Source organism: Mycoplasmopsis lipofaciens ATCC 35015 (genome assembly GCF_000686585.1).
Taxonomy (GTDB): domain Bacteria; phylum Bacillota_I; class Bacilli_A; order Mycoplasmatales; family Metamycoplasmataceae; genus Mycoplasmopsis; species Mycoplasmopsis lipofaciens.
This window is the reverse complement of the sequence record NZ_JMKY01000005.1, coordinates 77,440-92,639: the sequence shown is the minus strand read 5'-3', so window position 1 is coordinate 92,639 and position 15,200 is coordinate 77,440. Positions and strand designations below refer to the sequence as shown.

Annotated in this window: 9 protein-coding genes; 4 read left to right on the top strand and 5 right to left on the bottom strand. The window is 24.2% G+C overall.

Annotated features, from left to right (window positions below; translation table 4 throughout):
- Window positions 1-76: 76 nt before the first annotated feature.
- Entirely contained in the window at window positions 77-2,977 is a 2,901-nt protein-coding gene (locus T388_RS0101995; RefSeq protein WP_027120660.1) for an OppA family ABC transporter substrate-binding lipoprotein, read from the bottom strand.
- A 575-nt stretch (window positions 2,978-3,552) separates the two neighbouring features.
- Here T388_RS0101995 and T388_RS0101990 point away from each other — a divergent pair.
- The 4 genes from T388_RS0101990 to obgE all read left to right on the top strand — a co-directional run bounded on the left by T388_RS0101990 (window position 3,553) and on the right by obgE (window position 12,569).
- Window positions 3,553-9,330: a hypothetical protein gene (locus tag T388_RS0101990; RefSeq protein ID WP_027120659.1), complete on the top strand. Its 5,778-nt coding sequence runs from the start codon at window positions 3,553-3,555 to the stop codon at window positions 9,328-9,330.
- A gap of 134 nt (window positions 9,331-9,464) precedes the next feature.
- Entirely contained in the window at window positions 9,465-10,163 is a 699-nt protein-coding gene (locus tag T388_RS0101980) for a LemA family protein (RefSeq protein ID WP_027120658.1), read from the top strand.
- A gap of 233 nt (window positions 10,164-10,396) precedes the next feature.
- Window positions 10,397-11,206, top strand: coding sequence for a Cof-type HAD-IIB family hydrolase (locus T388_RS0101975; protein ID WP_027120657.1), 810 nt, complete (start codon window positions 10,397-10,399; stop codon window positions 11,204-11,206).
- Window positions 11,207-11,300: 94 nt separating this feature from the next.
- Window positions 11,301-12,569 (top strand): GTPase ObgE, encoded by a 1,269-nt coding sequence (obgE, locus tag T388_RS0101970; RefSeq protein ID WP_027120656.1) that lies wholly within the window; start codon window positions 11,301-11,303, stop codon window positions 12,567-12,569.
- Between the two features lie 217 nt (window positions 12,570-12,786).
- Here the strand turns inward: obgE and hpt are convergent, their stop codons facing one another.
- From hpt to greA, 4 genes are read right to left on the bottom strand one after another with little or no spacing between them, the layout of a single operon-like run.
- A complete protein-coding gene (gene hpt, locus T388_RS0101965) occupies window positions 12,787-13,332 on the bottom strand; it encodes a hypoxanthine phosphoribosyltransferase (RefSeq protein WP_027120655.1) in 546 nt (181 codons plus the stop codon).
- Between the two features lie 10 nt (window positions 13,333-13,342).
- Window positions 13,343-13,993 (bottom strand): deoxynucleoside kinase, encoded by a 651-nt coding sequence (locus tag T388_RS0101960; protein ID WP_027120654.1) that lies wholly within the window; start codon window positions 13,991-13,993, stop codon window positions 13,343-13,345.
- Between the two features lie 2 nt (window positions 13,994-13,995).
- A complete protein-coding gene (locus tag T388_RS0101955) occupies window positions 13,996-14,667 on the bottom strand; it encodes a deoxynucleoside kinase (RefSeq protein WP_027120653.1) in 672 nt (223 codons plus the stop codon).
- A 22-nt stretch (window positions 14,668-14,689) separates the two neighbouring features.
- Entirely contained in the window at window positions 14,690-15,193 is a 504-nt protein-coding gene (gene greA / locus T388_RS0101950; protein WP_027120652.1) for a transcription elongation factor GreA, read from the bottom strand.
- Between the last annotated feature and the right edge of the window lie 7 nt (window positions 15,194-15,200).

Genomic DNA, 15,200 nt, shown 5'->3' with positions numbered 1-15,200 from the left:
ATTTAATTACCTTAAAAAGTAATTAATTTTATTTTACATAATTTTTAGTTTTTGTTAGTTTTTTAATATTTTATGTTTATTCTTTGTCTAATACAACAACATCTTGCATTCAGAATTGGTATTCACTTGTATATGGTATTTGATAATATGAATTATTTAGTGAAGGTTGCGCATCTTTGGTTATGAAACGTGCTACACCAAATGTTGTTGAAACATAATTGGTTACTTCTTGAATTAATTGTGCTAATTCATCATTTGTTTTTTGGCTAACATATTCTAATCAGAAAGATGCTCTTACAGTGTCAAGTGAATTATATGTTCCAATTTCATTTTCTTCTAATGGCACTAGTGAATTTGTGTTTGAATCAAATTTGAGTTTATTACTCTCACCATTTAGTGTATATTTAAAAATATCTTTGTAACTTAATTTAACCAAATCTTCTAATTTAACAGATAGTCTATATTCTTGTGAATTATTTACAAAATCTTTAAAGGCATTTGCTACTTCTACTAATTTTGGAAATGCTTTTGATAATTTTGCTTGTGAATTTGGTAAATTACTTAGAATTGCAATAAATGGCGATAATGAGCAAGCAGAAATACCATCTAAACCTGAACCTACATTGGCATAATCGTAACCTCAACCAGCAAAAGCCATAATTGAATCTGATGCAAATATACCATCGGTTAATAATGTTGTATTTTCAGCAGTGGCTTTTTCTGGACGCACAAGCAATCTATCATCTAATTCACTAAATAGTTTTCCTAATACTTCTGCTTTTCATAGATTTGCAAAATTTTCTGGTTTAAAGTTAATATATCTATATGGTAAAACTCATTCGATTTTTTCATTATTAGGTATATTATTTTCACTATAGAATGTATCTAATAATTCTTTCATAGCTTTTTTAGCATCATTAAATTTAACTGATTTATATTTATTAAAATCACTTGAAGCAATTAATGCACTTTCTTCATTTTCGGTAGGAGTAGCAACGGTAGAATCTATTTTATTTCCATCTTTATCAACTCCAAATGTAGTATTTGTTAAATCATAGTAATCTAAAACGGTTTTTGGATTTGTTGCTTGATCACTACCACCCATATCTCCATCTTGAGCTAAACTATTAATTCATGCTCTAGATGTTCCGTTTGTCATAACACTTGCAACACCTGATCAATTAATTGCAGATGTTAAAATAGATCTAAATGATAAACCATAGCCTGATGTAACATATTCTAATTTATCAATGCCTTTAACATTCCCACTTTCCAATTCACTTTTTGTAACACCATACATTAATTTTGTGAAATTATCATTTCAATAATTGTGTTCATTGTCAGTAGTTTTTGGAGTTGGAAAAATTCTTCATGTTTCTGCAAATGTTGAACTACTTGTATTTAATATTGTACGATATGTAACTCCATAGCTAATTGGATTTTTTCTAATTGCAATTTGTTCTTTATCATCTAAATCTGATGTTGCAAACGTAGAATATTCACCATTTACATAATCAGCAAATTTGTTAGATGTAAAAGTTTTTAAATCTTGTCCAGATTTCATATATAGAGTAATTATTTTTTTGATATTTGATTGATTATTTACAAATTCTTGATCGAAATAATTTTCATTTTTTTGATATAGTTCTTCAGCAGATGAACCTTCATATCCTTTATAATAATATTGACCTGCTGTCAAACTATTTTTTCAGTTTTGACCATATCAATAAGCGCCAGAAATTTTAACAATGTTATCATCTGGTAATTCATTTGCTAATTTAATTACTTCTTCTCTTAATTTTCTTGCATTTTCTTCATTTTGTTGAAATTGTTCATATTCTGGAATTTTTGTATTAAATTCTTTAATGTAATCTGAAGGAGCAGCACTAAAATCTTGCGAGATAACAATTTGATCAAATAATAAGTTCATTTGAGCATGATTAACAGTATCTTTTTTGCCAATTGTTACATATTCTTTACCATTAACTGTTTTAATAAATTCTGATCTGTTTTTAAATTTATTAGCATCAACACCATATAATGAATATAGATACATATTTGGAAATTGAAATTGTTCACTATAATACTTGGTTCCTGGTGAAAGAATTGATGTAATTAAATTATCTAATTCAAGTTCTTGAACTTTAGTTGTTTTACCATCACTTTCAACATCTTTTAATTTTGCTTGTCATTTTGTACCTTTAAGAGCCCTAATTCTATTATCTCTTCCCAATAAAAAGGTTCTTAGTCACGAAACATAAAAGTCATCTGCTTTAACTTCGTATTTGGTTTTTTGACCATTACTATTAATTCAATATGCTCCTGAACGAACATGGAATTGTATTTTAGTTCCTTTTTTAAGTAGGTTTTCAAAATGTACGCTATTAATACTTTGAACATCATTACTTCTTGCATGATAAAGTGGTTTTGAAAAATAATTTCCCTCGTCTAAAGTAGGCATAATTTCAGCATTATCATTATTAAAAATTGCAACTTGTTCAGTATTAGTATCATCTAAATATGAGACACGGATTTCATCTGCATATTCTAATTTGTATTTTCATACACTTGGTCTAATTATTTTAATATCTCCATTTACATTTTCTTCAACTGGTGAATATAAGGTTTGACGTCTTACTAATACACCTGCTGTGTATTCGCTATTTCTTTTTAGTCATGATCCGTAATGAATTGACGGATCAACAAGAAATTCCTCATTTTTATATTGTGATGCAACATATTTTTTTCAAATACGTTGTTTAGAAAATGTGTCATTGAAGCGAGTTTTAATAGTATTAGCTTGTGATCAGACTCCATTTCTCATGTCATTTTTTATTGCATCAATTCTTTCTTTTTCTTCTTGTTTTTCAGCTTCTGTATCTTTTAGTCCACCTTTACTACATGCACCTGCGACTAAAACCGGTGCAAAAACAGTTGTAGAAGCTAATGGTAAGAACCATAATTTTGTTTTTTTCATATTTCTCCTTAAAAAAATAATTTATTTTGCTATGTTTAATGCAAATAAAAATTTGTAAAGAATTCTAATCTCTACAAATTTTTATTTGCATCTGTAGATTATAGAATTTCAATATCAATAATAGTTTTTTATCTCCTGATTTATCGATTTCTATAATCTAAATTAATAAAAGCAGGAATTAACTATTAACTTACGTTTAATACCTGCTATAAGAACTATTCATTTACTCATTACTTAAAATTCACAGGTATTTATCAACAAAAGTTGATCATTCAAAACTTAATGATCATATTCTTTTTGTTAATAATTTGTGAATTTAATTTTTTAAACATAGCGTTCTTATTATAGTATATTTTTGAAATGTTAATCATTTTTTTATTTTTTATTTTTAATACCAAAACCAGGATGCAAAGTAAAGCTAAATTATTTTATCTTTTGGTATAGAAAACAATTTTAAAAACAAATTGAAAATCATAGTTTTTTGATATTAATAAATATTCCTAAAAATATGTTTTTAAAAAATGTTACTTTATGATAAAATTATAATACTTTTATAATCAAGAGGAGTATTAATTATGACAACAAAAAAACAAAAAATAGTTAAAGCATTGACAGCTTTTATTGCCGCAACATTTGTTTCTGGCAGTATTTTAGTTTCAATTCTTTATCTAAAAAATAAAAACAATAATAAAAAACAAACAATAGAAGAATTTGCAAATTCAATTAAATTAAAAACTATTGGTAACAATCAAGACATCTATGCTAGTTATTTAGCAAATGATAGTTTTGTCAAGACAGAGGATAATGATGAAAATTATTCATATGAGTTGATTTTTGATCCTAATAATGTTAACGATAAAGAAGGAATATTATATGTTGATATTAAAGTGACAGATAGAAAAAATCCTTCAAATACTTATGTTAGACATGAATTAATTTCAGGATTCAAAAAATTTGTGGTTGCTAATGTTTTAAATGAAACTGAAGGCTTAAATGAAAAATTTAACGATATTGAAAAATTAAAATCATTTTTAAATAAATTACCAAAAAGTTTTTATGGAATCCAACAATTAATAGATAATAAATTTTTAACTTTAGATAGAATTCCACAAAATTTAGGTATTAAATTTGATGGATATTCAATTGTTTCTCCACAACCTGATGAATATATTTTAAATATTAAATATAAGGTTTTAGGAGAATTGAAAACATATATGTCTAGTGAAGGTAATGTTCAAATTTTTAGAGATGATCAAAGTAATATTGAATCAACAATTACATTAGATGCATCAAAATTTGTTAAAGATTTAGTTGAATCTGAACATCAAAAGAATTTAAAAAATCTAAATTTAATTAAAAATCAATTAAATGCATTATTAACTGATATTGACAACTCTAAATCATCATTTGCAAATGATTCATATAATAATTTAAAAGATGAAGTTGTTGCAAAATTAGAAGATTTGAACAAATACAACGATAATCTTAGTCAATTTAATTTAACTGTTTTTGAACAAAATAACAATAGTATTAATGTATTAAAAAATAGAAAAAATAAAATTGATCTAACTAACATAATTGAACAAGCAGAAATTTTATTTAACACAAATAAATTAAATTATTCTGACGAAATTAATGATGAATTAAAAAATGAAATTAATAAAGCAAATGATTTATTAACAAATCAAACTAAAGACAAATATGAAGAGGAAAAAACATTATTAAATAATGCTATTAACAAATATATTCAAAATATAAATAAAGAATTACAAAATGCTAAAACTAATTTTATAAATTGAAAAGAAAATAATGATAATGATATTCAATACTTGAATTCATTACCAAATAAACAAGCAGCAGAAAATGAAATTTTAAATTTAATTGAAACATTAAATCAATTTTTACCTATGACAATTAGTGAAACTAATCCAAAAATTATTAATAGCAATCATGCCGACCTTATTTTAAAATTAAATAATTATAAAAATTCTAAGCAAAATAAAGTTGAAAATGTTTTATCTCAAATTCAAGAATTTATTTCTCAAAATCCAAGTGATAATAATGCTAAAAACAATGATTGAAATGAACAAGAAATTACAATTAATTCAAATGCTGATAAATTAGCTAATTTTTTAGCACAAATTCAAAATAATTTAGATTCGTCAACCCTTGCAGAATTAGATGAAAAAGAAGAGATAGCTAAAAAAGTATTAAATGAATTAGAAAATGTTAAAAAAGCCATTTTAGATAATTTAGCAAACCAAATAAATGAACAATTAAATGAAATTAAGCCATTAATTGAAAAAGCTAAAGAAGCAAAATATGATTCTATTGATGAAAAATATAAAAAAGTTTTTGATGTTAATGAAGCAGAAGGCGAAAACTTTAAAAAAGCAATAGATAATGTTGAAAATGGTAGTGTTAAATATTTAGATGAAAACAAACATTCATTGACAGAGATATTAAATAAATTAATAGAAGATAAAGATAATTTAAACGAACAAATTGAACTTGTAGATGATAGAAATGCTTTATATAAAAATAAATTTAGAAAAGCTAAAGAAAGTATTGATAATTTTAAAAATGAATTAACTAATAATTATGAAATAAGTGATTTATCTCAATATCCTGAAATTAAAAATAAATTGGATGAAGCGCTAAATAATTTAGTTGAAGATAGTGATATAAATACATTTACTAATGATGAACTAAATCAAAAATTAGAAAATATTAAAAATCAATTAAAAGATGCGCAAACAGAAGCAAATAAAGTTGTAAACAATTTTAAAAATCAATTCAAAACAGAACTTGATAAATTAAAAATTAAAAATCAATATATTCTTAGCGAAAATCAAAAAGGGTTACTTTTAGATGAAAATGCTTCTCTTCAACTTCAAAATGTTATTGATGAATATTCAACTTATTATGAAAATGATACATTATCAATTGATTATTGAAAAGAACATTTACAAGCTTTAAAAACAAGAAATGCTATTGCTAATATTGCATTAAATGATGCTTTAAATGGTATTGTTGAAGATAGTCAACGTTTATTAAATGAATTTAATAGTTTTGAAGTAAATGAAGATAATTTATCAGATAAAAAAGATGATATTTTACAAAATATTAATAATGTCAAATCAGTTGCAACTGAATTACAAAATGATGCAAATAAAAAAGATGATATAACAAATAAATGAGCAGAAAATCATGGTTTTTCATTTTCTGATTTTACTAATAAAATGAATACAGTAAGAGAGGCTTTAGAAAATGCAAAACATGCTAAAACAGAAGCTATTAATAATCAAAATGAAGCAAAACAAAATCTTCAAGCAAAAATAACCGACTTAAATGAATTAATTGAAAAAGCAAAAAATGAATACGATTTCAAATCAACTGATCCATGATTAAAAGATATTGAAGAACAAATGGTGGGTGATTGAAAAACTGATGAAAAATTGTCAACAAAAACTTCAACATATTTAAATAGTAAAAAAATAGAATTGCAAAATTATATAGTCTTAGTTAATGAAAAAATTCAAAATAAAACCGAGTTATCTAAAACTAACTTAGAAAATAAATTAGATGAAGTAAGAAGATATAAAGATCATCTTCAAATGCCTAGTGCAAATAATAGTTTTGATGAAGCAATAAATATTCTTCCAGATTTAGACCCAATTCAAAACATTGTTAACAATGGTACTTATAGTGAAAGAAAACAAGCGTTAGCAGATTTAACAGATAAATATAACCAATCAAAAAATAAAGCAGAAGAATTATTGGAAAATAAACGTGTTATTTTAAGAGAAAAATTAATGACATTTAATAATTTAAAAGATAAATTTTCAAATACTTCTATTGATTTAAGCACAATATATAATCAAGATTCGATTACTCTTGCTGAACAAAATAAGGATAAAAAGGCAGAAATATTAGATGAAACTAATCCAAATGCTATTCAAGATATAACTGATAATGTTCAATTAGAAATTGATAAGTTAAAATCTAAGTTACAAGAAAAAAATAATGAATTAGTTGATATGCTAAAAGCAGCGCGTCAAAATAGAGGTATAGTCATTGATGCACTGGATTCAGATGATAATTTTGAATTACGTTTAATTATGGGAGTTAATTCAGTAACACATGACAGAAATATATATTTAAACGAATTACAAAATAAAGATAATTATGATAATGTAAACTTAATCGATATTGTTAATGCTACTAAAGAGATTAATGACAAGTATAAAGAAGTTACAACTATAAAAATTAATAGAATTTTAAATGAATTTAAAAATATAGAAAACGATACTCGAGATGATTATCATCAAGAAACAACCCACACTGAAGCAAATCAAAGAATAGATGAATTAAATGCTTTTATTGCTTCAATTGATTCCAAAGATCTTCAAGATAAAATTTCTGAAATTAAAACCAAAACAAATCAATTAAAAGAATTAAAACATAAACAAGAACAACTTGATACTGCTATGAATAATTGAAATGCTAAACAAGAAGAAATTAAAAACTTGAAAAAGACTTTAGCAAATCGAAAATATAGTGCTATTTATGATTCGTTAGACCATGATCAGAGAAATATTTCTTTATTTGTCTCTAATATTGTTACTCTTGAGATTATAAATACTCAAACTGATAAATTAATTGAGGCAATTAACAAAGCTAAAATGGCAAAAGAAAAAGAAGATAATGATATCCTATCTCAAATTACGAGATTTGATATGGGTCTTTCGCCTATATATCATTCATTAATAGATAGTGATGAAAATAAAAAACCTAAATATAAAAATCTTATAGATAATTTAAATACGTTATATCAAAATGCATATAATGTTAATATTTTTAACGAAAATTCAGAATCAGCAGCTAAAATTAAAGATGAAAATGATAAATTGGATGCCGCGTTAAAAGGGTTTGCTAAAAATAAAGCAACTATTGATTTTAATGAAATAAAAAATGATTTTAATTCTCAAGTATTAGAAGCAATAAGAGATAAAAAAGCGTTTGAAAATTTATATAATGAAGCTAATGAATATATTAATAATCAAGAAGCAAATGTTTCTACAAATCAAAATGCATCTGAGATTAATACAATTGTAGAAGATGTAAAAAATAAATTAGATGAATATAAACAAAAAATAAATGAAATTAAAACTAATATTATTAATGAAAAAAGCAGATATTTAAGTAATAAAAATAATGCAAATAAATATATAAAAAATAAATTAAATGATAGTGAGACATCATCTATTAAAACAGAATTAGAAGCTAAATTAAATCAATTATCTGATATGTTTAATCCTAGTGAAGAAGATAACAGAACTGTAGAAGAATTAAAACAAGCAAATGATGAATTTGAAGCTGCGTTACAAAAAGCAGATGATGATTTTTATGAACAACAACCTAAATTGTATATTGAAAAAGAATTGGGTATGAATGAAACCGAAATTAAAAATGAATTAAAAGCAATTACTGATAATATAAATAAAGTTGCCTCAGTAACTAGAGTGCCTTATCAATCTAATGCATTTTCAAATTATATTGGTTTAGATACAAGAACTGGTTATGTTTTTATAACAGGTTCTGAACAAGATTCTAATGGAACCGGGAATGATATGCCTCTTAATGAAGATACAAATATAATAACTAAAGAAATGCTAACTAATGAAATTTTAAAATTGGATGGATTAAAAATTAGTAATTTGACTACTGAAAAAATAGATCAAATTAAATCTAATATTAAAAATACTACCGGTATTTTAAATTCAGTTGTTTATTTACTTGGTTTTAACAGTTTAAGAAAAGGTTTATCACACACTAATGGAGATAATGCTCAAAGAAATGATATAGAATGATCTTCAGGAGTTTTATTAAACAAAGTAGATCAAATTAAATGAAACGCTTTTAAAACTAAAAATACAAATATAAAATATCAAGGTAATAATCAAGATAGTGTAGATACTAGAAGTATTGAACAATATATTTATGGTTTTACCTCTCCAACAATTTATGATGACAGCATTTTTAACATACAAATTAATAATTTAATCACTCTTATTAAAGAAGATTCAACTAACTTAACTAAAATTAAAGAAAGATTAGAACAATCAATTGAAAGAGCTAAAGAATTAAATGAAACACTTCAAACACAATATCAAAGAAGTGATGAAGAAATAAGACAAGCTGTTGAATTAAGATTTAATTATTACTTTAATACAGCTTATTTACGTTGATCATTAAAAAATTATTTAAAAGTTGGTAAATTCCCTAAATCTAATAATTCTAATGAAGATTCGAAATTTACATTAGAAGAAATCGCTAATGCGTTTAAGTAATTAATTAAAATACTTGTGTTGTTTTGATATTATCAACATAAGTATTTTTTATTTGAAAAAAATTTAATATTCAGTTTAAATAAATATTTAATTTCATATATAATTCATTACATTAAAAATATAAAGGAGAAAGAATGGCAAATATATTTAATGAAAACAACAAAGTAGTTAATGAAAAAGGATATGAAGCTCAAGCAAACAATGCAACAATACCAGCACAAATTGAAACGGGTGCAAAAGTATTTTTCTGAATTTTAGTTATTCTTACATTAGGAATTGTTTGATTAGTTTCTTACATTGGACATACAAATTATTTTAATAGACAACAAAATACTATTAATAATTTAGCTTCTACTGTAGATACTCAATTAGCAAAAAGAGCTGATACTCTTGTTAAATTAGCAGATTCTACAAAAGGATATTTGAAACATGAAAAAGGTGTTTTAGAAAATATTGCTGCATTACGTAGTGCATCACATAATTTAGCTAATTCATCAGCAATTAATGCTAACGAAGCATCACAATTGTCCCAACAACGTCAAAGCGTTGAATCAGGTATGAATACAATGTGAGCTAATTTAATGGGACGTTATGAAAATTATCCAGAATTAAAAGCTGATAAGATGGTTCAAGAATTAATGGAACAAAGTTCTTATCTTGAAGCTGAATTAGCTGCTTCACGTAGACTTTACAATACAGAAGTAAATAGATTTAATCAAGATATTATGAGTTTCCCAAAATCATATCGTGCAAATAAAATGAAATTAGTAACAATTCCATTATTTCAAGCATCTACAATTCAAAGACAAGATGTTAAAATTAATTTAAATTAATTTTATACAACTAAATTTGATATCTTATAAAATGTAAAAGAATATTAACTTAGTTTTATTCTTATGATAAATATATATTTATAAAAGTTTAAGAGTAATATAATTTGATAAAATTCAATTATGTTACATCCTAAACTTTTTTATTTTTAATAATTATTAAACATAAAACATTTTTGTTTTCATTTTTTTAATTTAAAATTTTATAGGTACTTTTGTAAAAGAAAGGGGTCGTTATGACTAAAAAACCAGTAATTTTTAGTGATGTTGATGGCACATTATATGCCAGAGATTACTATGTATCAAATTTCAATTTAAATATAATTAAAAGTAATAATATTAGTTTTAATATAGCTACAGGAAATCCTATTTGTCCAAGAATGTTAAAGTTAGCAAAACTTACTAATGCTGATTATATTATTGGCTCTTCAGGTGTTCAAATTTATGATTATAAAAAATTTAAATTTATAAGAGAAGAACACATTCCACATAAAGATGTAGAAAAAATATTTAAAATATTTAAAGAAGAAGATGTTTCTGCTGCGGCTTGATCAAGCGATGCTTTTTATATTTTTAAAGAAGAAGATAAAGAATTTTTAAATAAAATTTATTTTAGATATGAAACATTTGAACAATTTGAGTTATACGATGAAAGTATAAAAAAAATTAAACCTATTTCAAAAATTGAAGTTTATTTTGAAAATACAAAAAATGTAGATAAAGTAATAGATAAAATTAAAAATCTTGATATTAAATGAATTAAAACTCATATGAATTTAGAAATATTACCTAAAGGAGCAAGTAAGGGTAAAGCAATTTTATGAATGTTAAAAAATGTTTTTATAGAACATAAAAAAGATGATGTTATGGTAATTGGTGATTCAGAAAACGATTTTTCAATGTTTAAACGCTTTAATTATTCATATGTAATGGAAAATGCGAAAGAAGAAGTAAAAACCAAAGCCAATTTTATTACTAAGGCAGTGGAAGAGCATGGTTTAGGTTATGCAGTATTAGATTATTTAGAAAAGTTGGAAAAAGAATAATTACATATAATTATAGAAATAGTTTTATTTCTATTTTTATATACATAAAAACTTATAAATTAATGTAAAATACATTAATTAGAAATGGGGTAAAATGGCGAGATTTATAGATGAAATAAAAATAATTTTACAAGCTGGTAAAGGTGGAGATGGAATGATTTCATTTCGCCGTGAAGCTCACGTTGATAGAGGTGGTCCTGATGGTGGTGACGGCGGTAAAGGCGGTAATATTTACTTTGTCGGTGATGAGGGTAAAAATACTTTATTGTCACTTTATGGAAATAAAAAAATTGTTGCAGATGATGGAATAAAAGGTGGTCCTAAAAATCTTTATGGAGCTAACGGAAAAAATACATATGTAAAAGTTCCAATTGGTACCATTGTTTATAGAGATAATAAAATTATTGCTGACATTATTGAACCCAAGGAATATTTAGTTGCAAAAGGTGGCAATGGGGGGCGCGGAAATATGAAATTTAAGTCTCCAAGAAATACTGCTCCACGTATTTGTGAAAATGGAACTAAAGGTGAAAAATATGAAGCTCATATTGTTTTAAAAGTTATGTCTGATGTTGGTATTGTAGGGAAACCAAGCGCTGGTAAAAGTACATTACTTTCAGCATTATCAAATGCTAAAGCTAAAATTGCGGATTACGAATTTACAACTTTAGTTCCTCAATTAGGATTAGTTAAATTTCATGAAGAGTCATTTACTATTGCTGATTTACCTGGTTTAATCAAAGGTGCTTCATTAGGTAAGGGATTAGGTTTTCAATTCTTAAAACATATTGAAAGATGTAGAGTGATTGCACATATTATTGATTTTGGAGATGAAAATAAAGACCCGATAAAAGATTATGAAGTAATTAATAATGAATTAAATTCATACAGTTTAAATTTAGAAAAAAAAGCACAATTAGTGATTGCTAATAAAGCAGATATGCCTTTATTTAAGAAACATTTACAAGAATTTAAAACAAAATATCCTAAATTAAAAATTATTGAAATAAGCGCATTAGAGCAACAAAATTTAGACAAATTAAAAGCAGAATTATGAAAAATAATTTTAGAGACAAAATCTAAACCAGTTGAAGAAGATAAAACTACAGAAATAGTAGAAATAAAATTAGAAGAGGACTACAAAATCATAAATCCTTATAAAGGTTTTTTTGAAATAACTGGTCCAAAAATTGAAAAAATATACAATAAAATACCTTTAGTTAGTTATGATAATTTAATTCGTTTTAATCACTTATTAAAAAAAGTAGGAGTTTGAGACGATTTAGTTAAACAAGGAATTGAACCAGGCGACACTGTTAGAATTTTTGAATATGAATTTGAATGAGATGGTGATTATTATTAAAATAAATAAAAAATAGGCTTATGTCTATTTTTTTATTTAATTAATTTGATTTCAAATTGTTATGCAAAAGCATATTATAGTTATGTGATAAATAAGAATAGTATAATATTATGAAAAAATTTAACTATAATAAAATAATAATTAATATGTTTTTTACATTCTTTTTTTATGAATGTGCTTTAAATTAAAAAAAATACAAGTTTATTTACTTGTAAAATTATTTTTCTAAATATTTAATATTGAAAATTCCAATATAAGGAAGATTACGCATTTTTTCTTTATAATCTAAGCCAAAACCTACCAAAAATTCATTTGGAACTTGAAATCCATACATATCGGGTTTTAAATTATTTTTTCTATTAACGGGTTTATCCAAAAGTGTAACAATTTTGAGAGATTTAGGATTTCTTGTTTTTAGTAATGAAGTAATTTTTTCAAGTGTTATACCAGAGTCAATGATATCTTCTACAATTAATACGTCTTTATTTTTAATTTCTTGAGCTAAATCCATTACTATTTTAACATTACCAGAACTTTCATGTGATCCAGCATAACTAGAAGCTATCATGAAATCTAATGAATGGTCTACTGTGACATTTTTTATAAGTTGAGCTAAAAAAGGTATAGAACCTTTTAGTAGTCCAACAATAATTAAATCTTTTGAATTTGAGTATGTTTGATTAACTCAATTTGCTAATTCACTAATTCTCGTTTCAATTTGTTTTTTTGTATATAGTATTTTTTTAATTCTATAATCCTTCATTTTACATCCTTTAATATTTTTTAAAATTATCAATTATTTCAATAGCTTTGTTTAACACTTGTTTATCATTTAGATCATCTGTTTCGATAACAACATAAGGAATTTGATATTTTTTTACCAATTTTTTATATTCGCTTAAATACATACTATGCAGTAATTTAAAATAATTTTCATTTTCATAATAATTTTCAATTTCACTTTTTCTATTACGCAAAAATAATCTCTTCTTAAAAGTTTCAAAATTAATATTAATAAAAATTGCTAAATCGGGATTATCATCTTTATTCACTAATTTATTAAATAAAGCATCAAAAGCTTTTAAATATTTTGAATTTTTATTCATAAGTGTAACTTTAGCAAAAATATAATGTTCTAAATTAAATCTATCTAGAAAAATATGATTATTGAGCATATTTAATTGTTTGTTTTTAAATTCCTTTAAACATTTTTGTAAATTATCCGATAAACTTTCAATAATATATGATTGAAAACCAATATTAATATTTTCTCTTTTTTCATATAATCATTTTAAAAATGTATTAAAAACTTCATCATCTTCTTGAAATTCTTCTAATAATATAGATTTTTTATAATGTTTTACTAAACCTTTAGCTAGTGTACTCTTACCACTACCTATCATTCCACTAATACCTATTATCACTTTTACCTACTATAACGAGATTTATTAGAAAAATCAAAATTATTAATAACTTTTACAGTCTCTTCAAAAACTTCTTTTTCCGATAAATTATCAGTGTTTATTATTACATAATCTAAATTATATTTTTTTGCTTGATTTATAAATAGAGGTTTATATAAATCATAAAGTTCTTTAAAATATGTTTCATTTTTATTTCAATTGTCTATTTCGACTTGACGCCCTCTTGAAAACAATCTATTTTTAAATGTGTCAAAACTCATGTCTAAATAAATTGCTAAATCAGGTGTTTCTTCATCTGTAATTAAATTTTCAAATAAAGCATCATAAGCTTCAAGATATCTTTGACCTTTTGCTTTTAAATTAACATTAGCAAAAATATAGTGTTCAATACTAAAACGATCTAAAAATATAAAATTTTCTTTATGTTTATATCCTAAATTGTCAAAATTTTGGAAACATTCGGTTAATTTTGATGTGTGATTTTCGACCACATAAGATTGAAAACCTATGGTTAGATTGGGTTGTTTTTGATACAATCATTTTAAAAAAGTGTTAAAGACTTCATCATCTTCTTCATATTCTTTTAACATCAATGATTTAGGAAAATATTTTACCAATTTACCTGTTAAAGTGCTCTTTCCGCTACTTATCATTCCACTAATTCCAATAACCATAATAGTCACCTCTTATTAAATATTACATTTTGTATTCAATACTTAAAATTCTGATGAAATATTTATTATTTACATCTACTTCTACTTCTTCGCCCACTTTAACACCAATCATAGCTTGTGCAATAGGTGATTCGTTTGAAATTTTACCTTCTAATGGATTACTATCATGACTTCCCATTATAGTAACTTCATATTCTTTATTATTAGATAAATTAATAAATTTAACTGTGGCACCAATTTTAACCACTTTATTAATACCGTGTTTTTCGTCATTTACATCATTTTCAATAACAGATGCATTTTCAAGAATTTTTTCTAATTCTAAAATACGTCCTTCAACAACACCTTGACGATCACGTGCTGCATCATACTCAGCATTTTCTGATAAATCTCCTTGTGCTCTTGCTTCTTTCAATGCGGCTTGTACTAAAGGTCTTTCAACATTAATTAATTTTTCATACTCAGCTTTATATTTATCTAGCGTTTCTTGTGCTAATAAAATTTTTTCTTGTTTTTTTATTGCCATTTTTTTC